Origin of the sequence: Rhodococcus sp. (in: high G+C Gram-positive bacteria) (assembly GCF_049286785.1) — a bacterium.
In the GTDB taxonomy this organism is placed as follows: Bacteria; Actinomycetota; Actinomycetes; order Mycobacteriales; family Mycobacteriaceae; genus Rhodococcus_F.
This window is the reverse complement of record NZ_JBAQEO010000064.1, coordinates 1-7,132: the sequence shown is the minus strand read 5'-3', so window position 1 is coordinate 7,132 and position 7,132 is coordinate 1. Positions and strand designations below refer to the sequence as shown.

5 protein-coding genes and 2 pseudogenes are annotated in these 7,132 nt (G+C 67.5%); 5 read left to right on the top strand and 2 right to left on the bottom strand.

All coding sequences use genetic code 11. The annotated features are described in order from the left end of the window. Positions 1-227, bottom strand: a pseudogene (locus WAW17_RS02445) (hypothetical protein); the annotation flags it as partial. 166 nt (positions 228-393) lie between these two features. On the opposite strand from WAW17_RS02445, the pseudogene WAW17_RS02440 reads away from it, so the two are divergent. The 4 genes and pseudogenes from WAW17_RS02440 to gatB all read left to right on the top strand — a co-directional run bounded on the left by WAW17_RS02440 (position 394) and on the right by gatB (position 4,899). Then, positions 394-1,562: pseudogene (locus tag WAW17_RS02440) on the top strand (sensor histidine kinase). Positions 1,563-1,571: 9 nt separating this feature from the next. After that, complete coding sequence (locus WAW17_RS02435) at positions 1,572-2,234, top strand: response regulator (RefSeq protein WP_422331431.1); 663 nt, start codon at positions 1,572-1,574, stop codon at positions 2,232-2,234. Positions 2,235-2,316: 82 nt separating this feature from the next. Beyond that, on the top strand, positions 2,317-3,348 hold the full coding sequence (locus WAW17_RS02430) for an ATP-dependent 6-phosphofructokinase (RefSeq protein WP_422331430.1): 1,032 nt from the start codon (positions 2,317-2,319) through the stop codon (positions 3,346-3,348). 42 nt (positions 3,349-3,390) lie between these two features. Continuing rightward, positions 3,391-4,899 (top strand): Asp-tRNA(Asn)/Glu-tRNA(Gln) amidotransferase subunit GatB, encoded by a 1,509-nt coding sequence (gene gatB / locus WAW17_RS02425; RefSeq protein ID WP_422331429.1) that lies wholly within the window; start codon positions 3,391-3,393, stop codon positions 4,897-4,899. A 34-nt stretch (positions 4,900-4,933) separates the two neighbouring features. Here the strand turns inward: gatB and WAW17_RS02420 are convergent, their stop codons facing one another. Beyond that, complete coding sequence (locus WAW17_RS02420; RefSeq protein ID WP_422331428.1) at positions 4,934-6,091, bottom strand: PQQ-dependent sugar dehydrogenase; 1,158 nt, start codon at positions 6,089-6,091, stop codon at positions 4,934-4,936. Between the two features lie 98 nt (positions 6,092-6,189). Between WAW17_RS02420 and WAW17_RS02415 the strand changes: the two genes are divergently transcribed. Beyond that, entirely contained in the window at positions 6,190-7,092 is a 903-nt protein-coding gene (locus WAW17_RS02415) for a DoxX family protein (protein WP_422331432.1), read from the top strand. Positions 7,093-7,132: the final 40 nt, after the last annotated feature.

Genomic DNA, 7,132 nt, shown 5'->3' with positions numbered 1-7,132 from the left:
AACCTGGGCGGTGTGTAGCCGATGACGGTGTCGAAGTCCGCCGGGATCGCATAGGCCGGGCGTTCGTCGTCGGACGTGATAGCCCGTACCGCGTCCGAGGCCGCCCGGTTCTCGTGCCGCGTCGTGTTCGCCGTGCCGGTGCCGACGAATCCCGTTGCGGCGAGCACTGCCGTCGCCGCGAGAGTGCTCGCCACCCATGCCGCTCTGCTTCTCCCCGTTGTTCGCATGAATTCGACGCTAGGAACGAGACAGGGGCACACACATCACACCGGGGTCCGGTTCCGAATCTGGCTTCGCGGGGTGAGTGGACCGCGGTCTCATACCCTGGGGGCGTTCCGATATCCGTCCACGGTATGAAGACATTCGGCGCAAGCAGTTCCTACTGTCGACACTGTGAAGGTGACAACGCGTGTTCGGAGCGCAGCCGCAGGCCGGTGGTGGAACGTGGCGATCGTGCTGGTGGCCGGGATTCTCTTCGCCGTGGCGTGGCCGACGCTGCAGCTGACCCACCAGGTGAGTCCGCCGATCCAGCCGTTCGTCGCGGCGCTGGCCGCGTTCCCGTTCGTGTTGATCCGGGTCAATCCGGCGCTGGGATGGGCGGTGTCGGCTGTGTCGGCCCTCGTGATTCCACGCGTGTTCGATCTGCAGGACGGTTACGACTATCCGTGGCAGGTGGTGCATATCATCGTCATCCTGACGTTGTTGACGGCGGTCGGTATGCAGGCGGCCGTTCCGGTTGTGGGGGTGGCGTGGATCTCGACGGTCCTGCTGTTTCTCGCGGATACCCCGGGCACCAACGGCCGCGGATGGGCGGTGGGACTCACCGCCCTCGTCATCTTCGGTCTCCTGATCCGCTGGCTGGTGCTCTCGCGCCGGCAACTCGCGCGGCAGGAGGAAGTGAGTGAACTCGAGCGCACCCGCCGCACCATTCTGGAAGAGAAGGCGCGGATCGCACGGGACCTGCACGACATCGTCGCGCACCACATGTCGATGGTCGTGGTGCAGGCGCAGAGCGCTCCCTACCGGATTGCCGACGTATCCGACGAGGCCCGTGCGGAATTCGAATCCATCGGCGCCGCGGGCCGCACCGCACTCAACGAGGTTCGCGGGCTCCTCGGAGTGCTTCGCAGTGAGGCCAGCTCGCGGAGCACGCACCGCAGCCCGGCACGGGGCAGATCGACGAACTCCTCGAGGGGAGCCGACGGGCGGGTATCCCCGTCAAGTGGAGCATCTCCGGCGATCGTGGGCTCGTATCGGACCCTGTCGGTCTCGTCATGTACCGGATCCTGCAGGAATCGCTCGCCAATGCCGCGCGTCACGCTCCCGGTGCTGCCGTCGAAGTCACCATCCGCCACGCCACACCGAGCGCGACCGTGCACGTCGTCAACGGACCCGCGAGCGGACGCCTCGGCACCCCGGTCACCGGGCACGAGTCGACCGGCGGCAACGGGATCGCCGGCATGCGAGAACGTGCACACGCTGTCGGCGGTGTGCTCGCCACCCGCGAGCGATCGGACGGCGGATTCGAGGTCCGCGCCGAGTTCCCGGCCGCTTCCACCTAGGCTGGCTGCGTGGCCATAACGGTTTTCATTGCTGACGATCAGGCTATGGTGCGCCAAGGGTTCGGTGCCTTGCTGGCCGCGCAGCCGGATATCAGTGTCATCGGCGACGCACCGGACGGCGTGGTCGCGGTGGCGGAGGTCAGGCGTCTGCGTCCCGACGTCGTGTTGATGGATGTCCGCATGCCACAGATGAACGGACTCGATGCTGCTCGCCTCATCCTGTCCGCCGGATTCGACCCGCCCGTGCGGGTTCTCATGCTCACCACGTTCGATGTGGACGACTACGTCTACGAGGCGCTCGGCATCGGGGCCAGCGGGTTCATGCTCAAGGATGCGCCGGCGGAGGAACTCGTCCGCGCGGTCCGCGTCGTCGCGGACGGGGAGGCACTGCTGGCCCCCACCGTCACCCGGCGGTTGATCGCGGACGTGAACAGCCGGCGCGGCACCGCCCGCCGCAAGCCCGCCGCTCTCTCTGCGTTGACTCCGCGTGAACGGGAGGTGCTCGAACTGATCGCGCGCGGACTGTCCAATGTCGAGATCGCCGAGCACCTGTTCGTCGCCGAACAGACCGTCAAGACGCATGTGGGCAAGGTGCTGTCCAAGCTGAATCTCCGCGACCGGGCACAGGCGGTGGTTCTCGCGTACGAGAGCGGACTCGTCACACCCGGCTGACGTGCCGGGTTCCGGTCGGGGTGCTCGAACAGCGTGCGAACGGCAAGATGGCTTATGACGGACTAGGACGAGGGGTGCTCGGATGCGGATCGGAATCCTCACCGGCGGCGGCGACTGCCCGGGACTCAACGCGGTGATCAGAGCGGTGGTCCGCACGGCCGACGGCCGGTACGGAAGTTCGGTCGTCGGATTTCGGGACGGGTGGCGGGGTCTGCTCGAGGACCGTAAGGTCCCGCTGTCCAACAACGATCGAATCGATCGGATCCTCACCCGCGGCGGCACCATCCTGGGCACCGCCCGGGTCAACCCCGACAAGCTCGAGGCGGGGCTCGATCAGATCATGCGGACTCTCGACGACAACGGGATCGACGCCCTCATCCCGATCGGGGGCGAGGGGACCCTGACCGCGGCGAGCTGGCTCGCGGACAGTGGCGTCTCCGTGATCGGGGTACCGAAGACCATCGACAACGACATCGACTGCACGGACGTGACCTTCGGTTTCGACACCGCGCTTTCCATCGCCTCCGACGCCATCGATCGTCTCCACACCACAGCGGAGTCGCACCAGCGGGTCATGCTGGTGGAGGTGATGGGCCGTCACGCCGGCTGGATCGCTCTGCATGCGGGTCTCGCGACGGGCGCGCACCTCACCCTGGTTCCGGAGGAACCGTTCGACGTCGACGAGGTGTGCAACATGGTGAAGAAGCGGTTCCAGCGCGGCGATTCCCACTTCATCTGTGTGGTGGCGGAGGGCGCGACCCCCACCACCGAGTCGATGTCGCTGCGCGAAGGCGGGATCGACGAATTCGGTCACAAGCGGTTCACCGGCGTCGCCCAGCAGTTGGGTGACGAGATCGAGCGACGCATCGGCAAGGAGGTGCGGACCACGGTTCTCGGGCACGTCCAGCGTGGTGGCACACCGACGCCGTACGACCGGGTGCTGGCCACCCGCTTCGGTGTGCACGCCACCGACGCGGTCCACCGCGGCGACTTCGGTCAGATGGTGGCGTTGCACGGCACGTCGATCGATCTGGTACCGCTCGCGGATGCCACCCGGCATCTGAAGACGGTGCCGAGGCAGCGCTACGACGAGGCAGCCGCATTTTTCGGCTGACCGCGTTCTTCGGCGCGCACCGGGACGCATAAACTCATGAGCATGACTGCTGTCGATGCTCCGGCCCTCCTCGACTACGACGATGTGCTCGCCAAGTACGAGCCTGTTCTCGGCATGGAGGTGCACGTGGAGTTGCACACCGCGACCAAGATGTTCTGCGGGTGCCCGACGGCGTTCGGTGCGGAGCCGAACACTCAGGTGTGCCCCGTCTGCCTGGGCCTGCCCGGTTCGCTGCCCGTCGTCAATGCGAAGGCCGTCGAGTCCGCCATCCGCATCGGTCTCGCGCTGAACTGTTCCATCACTCCCTGGGGACGATTCGCGCGGAAGAACTACTTCTATCCGGATCAGCCGAAGAACTACCAGATCTCGCAGTACGACGAGCCGATCGCGACGGACGGCTACCTCGACGTCGTACTCGACGACGGCACCACGTGGCGGGTCGAGATCGAGCGCGCGCACATGGAGGAGGACACGGGAAAGTCGCTGCACGTCGGCGGCGCGACCGGACGTATCCACGGCGCCAGCCATTCGCTGCTCGACTACAACCGGGCGGGTGTGCCACTCGTCGAGATCGTGACCAAGACGATCGGCGGTGCCGGTGAGCGCGCACCCGAGGTGGCTCGCGCCTACGTTACCGCGCTGCGTGACCTGTTGAAGTCGCTGGACGTGTCCGACGTGCGCATGGATCAGGGTTCGATGCGGTGCGACGCCAACGCGTCGCTGATGCCGATCGGCGCGACCGAACTCGGGACCCGCACCGAGACGAAGAACGTCAACTCCCTCAAGAGCGTCGAGGTGGCGGTCCGGTACGAGATGCGCCGCCAGGCCGCGGTGCTCGAGGCCGGTGGTGAGGTGATCCAGGAGACCCGGCACTTCCAGGAGGCCGACGGGACGACGTCACCGGGCCGCCGCAAGGAAACCGCCGAGGACTACCGCTACTTCCCGGAGCCCGATCTCGAGCCGGTCGCGCCGAGCGCGGAGTGGATCGAGGAACTGCGCGCAACCCTTCCGGAGTTGCCGTGGGTGCGGCGTGCGCGTATCCAGGCGGACTGGGGAGTCTCCGACCACGAGATGCGCGACCTCGTGAACGCGGGGGCGCTCGATCTGGTGATCGCGACCGTCGACGCCGGTGCTCCCGCATCCGAGGCACGCTCCTGGTGGGTGTCGTATCTGTCGCAGCAGGCCAACGCTCAGGGTGTGGATCTCGCGTCGCTCCCGATCAGCCCGAAGCAGCTGGCCCAGGTGATCGCGCTGATCACCGAGGGCAAGCTCACCAACAAGCTCGCCCGGCAGGTGGTCGACGGTGTTCTTGCCGGCGAAGGCGACCCCGAGCAGGTCATGGTCGGCCGCAATCTTCTCGTCGAGCGTGACGACACCAAGTTGCAGGCGGCCGTCGACGAGGCGCTGGCCGCCAACCCAGACATCGCCGAGAAGATCCGCGGCGGAAAGGTCGCTGCGGCGGGCAAGATCGTCGGCGACGTCATGAAGGCCACCCGCGGCCAGGCCGATCCCGCGCGGGTCAAGGAACTCGTGATCGCGGCCTGTAGCTAGGCCCTCCCCACCCGGCACCCACGGGAAGGACGGGTCAGTCGAACCCGCCGCCACCCGAGGGCAGGGGCATCTTGATCACGCGGTCGTCGTTGGGTCCGGGCTGACCGCCCGTCTTGTTGACGGTGCTCACCCAGATGAGGCCGTCGGGGCCCAGGGCGGCACCGCCGAGCCGGCCGTAGCGGTCCTGCGCGATGATGCCGGGAGCGGTGGTGACCGCTCCCGTGGCGGGGTCAGCAGCCAGCGCAGACATCGCTTTCGCGGTACTCAGCGACACGGCGACGACGTCTGCCGCCGCGACGCAGCCACCCACACCGGGCCGCTCCGGCCATGTCCAGACCGGTGAGGACACCGCCCCGTCGGCGCTCACTCGCTGCAGCCGATCCTCCAGAGCGGTTCGGTCGGTGACCCACACGGCTACACCGGGATCCACACACACGCCTCCCGCGGTGCCGATACCCGACAACACCACCTCCGGTCGGGGCTGGGAGCCGGTGGGTGCCGGGCCGAGTGCCGTGACCTTCAGGAGCTTGCCGGCCAGGGAGGCGGGATCGGTCGCGGCGGCAGGATCGCCCGCGTCACCGGTCAGGACCATCAGATCGTCTCCGGAGAACTCCAGCGAACCGCCGTTGCCGGCCACACCCTTGGGAATGCCGCCGAGAACCTCTTTGGCCGTGTCGCCGGGAGCTACCCGCACGACGCGGTTGTCCGTCGCGGTCGTGACATAGGCGAAGATCAGATTGTCCTCGACGAATGACGGCGAGAGTGCGATGTCGAGTAGGCCGCCGTCGGAACTGCTGTCGACGTCCACCCGCGCGATCTCGGTGGGAGGCTGCCCTTTGGCGACCTCCAGGATGCGTCCGGTCCGGCGCTCGGCGACCAGCGCGGTGGCACCGTCGGGAAGAACGACCAGTCCGCCGGTGGTGTCGAGGCAGGTGGCGATGACACTGGGATCAGGGTCCTGGCACGGTCCCAGCGGCCCGCTCGGGGGCGGCGGGGTGGTGGTGGACGGTGGCGGAGGATTCTCCGGTTCCACATCGGAACCGCTGGCCTCGGTCGGTTCGGGACTGAAGGGCGAGGACGCCGAGTCGTCGAACCGTGCACACCCCGCAGCCAGAATCGCGGTCGCACACAGCGCGGACACCGCCGCCACAGTCTTGCCGGACGCCCTTCGGCACAACCCACCCACCGTCATGGTGGAGACGTTACGGAAGAGGAGCAGGCCGCCGCCACGCCGGTTCTGCCTACCCGCGATGTCTTGCCCGCAGACCTAGGCTCGAAGATATGACTGACATGCGCAAAGACCCCAGCGAGTCGTCGGGCGACGGGGCCGATAGAAACGGGGTCGATAGAAACGGGGCCGAGGGAGATGGGGCCGGGAGCCCGGACCCCGCACCCGACCGATCGAACGTGTCGAGTCCATACGATTCACCCACCGAACGCCTTCCGACCGCATCCGCCTCCGGTTCCGGAGGACGCGGACTGGCCCATACCGACGACGACCTCGATTTCGGTGACGCGCGTGGCGCCGGCCTCCCCACGGAACAGATCCCCGCTTACCACGAGTCGGGTGCAGTGAGCGGCCAACCGACGCAGGTGATCGGCACGTCACCCGTCTCATCCGCGGCAACGCCGGATCAGGCCGCGTCAGGACTCGCCACCGGCGACGAAATGAGGATCGGCCGCGGCACGCTGGACCTCGGCCTGCTGGCGTTGCGTCTCGGGGTCGGCGGCACAGTTCTGGTGCACGGTCTGCAGAAGCTGACGGGAATCTGGAACGGGCCGGGGCTCGACGGGTTCGAGACGATGCTCGCGGAGGGCGGATTCGAGCAGGCGAAAGTGCTTGCGATCCTGGGCGCCGTGGGTGAGGTCGCCGGTGGTGCACTGCTCATTCTGGGACTGATCACGCCGCTTGCCGCGGCGTCGGTGCTCGCGGTGATGATCAACGCGTGGGCATTCCGCCAGACCGCAGAACCGGGTCTCGAATACTTCGCGCCTGCGGGTACCGAATACGAGACGTTGCTCGGCATCTGTGCCGGCGTGATCATTCTCACCGGGCCGGGTCGTTTCTCGCTCGACGGGCGCCGAGGCTGGGCCACCCGCCCGTTCATCGGCTCGTTCGTGGCGTTGTTGCTGGGCATCGCCGCGGGTGTTTGCATCTGGATCTTCCTCAACGGGGCCAATCCGCTCATCTGACCGGTCCTTCGACATGGACGACTCCGCCGCACCCCCGAAT

Bases quoted from the DNA above. Each gene is read 5' to 3' on its own strand.
- WAW17_RS02430 (WP_422331430.1), top strand. From the start codon at position 2,317: ATGCGGATCGGAATCCTCACCGGCGGCGGCGACTGCCCGGGACTCAAC.
- WAW17_RS02415 (WP_422331432.1), top strand. From the start codon at position 6,190: ATGCGCAAAGACCCCAGCGAGTCGTCGGGCGACGGGGCCGATAGAAAC.
- WAW17_RS02420 (WP_422331428.1), bottom strand. From the start codon at position 6,091: ATGACGGTGGGTGGGTTGTGCCGAAGGGCGTCCGGCAAGACTGTGGCG.
- gatB (WP_422331429.1), top strand. From the start codon at position 3,391: ATGACTGCTGTCGATGCTCCGGCCCTCCTCGACTACGACGATGTGCTC.